At 52.7% G+C, this 277-nt stretch carries 1 protein-coding gene; it reads left to right on the top strand.

Translation table 11 applies throughout. The features are described from left to right. On the top strand, positions 1-277 hold a 277-nt coding region (locus tag QN347_RS19855), incomplete at both ends, for a DPP IV N-terminal domain-containing protein (protein WP_323494404.1).

Genomic DNA, 277 nt, shown 5'->3' with positions numbered 1-277 from the left:
ATGCAGTCACCGACAAACAAATCTATGCATTGAACTTAGATGGCAGTACTGCCGATACCCCAGTACGCGTCAGCAAAACCGATGGCTGGCACGAAGCCAAATTCTCAGGCAAAGCGGAGGTCTTTATTGATACCTGGTCTGATCCCAACACGCCGCCGCAAGTCAGCCTGCGTCAGCCAGATGGCACGCTGATCGCCTGGATAGAACATAACGAAGTCAATGCTAAACACCCGTATGCGCGTTACGCCAGCAGCCATGTGCCTACTGAATACGGCAC

It is taken from the genome of Sphingomonas sp. 10B4, assembly GCF_035019905.1.
In the GTDB taxonomy this organism is placed as follows: domain Bacteria; phylum Pseudomonadota; class Alphaproteobacteria; order Sphingomonadales; family Sphingomonadaceae; genus Sphingomonas; species Sphingomonas glacialis.
The sequence above is the reverse complement of the archived record's forward strand: the minus strand, read 5'-3'. Positions and strand labels throughout refer to the sequence as shown.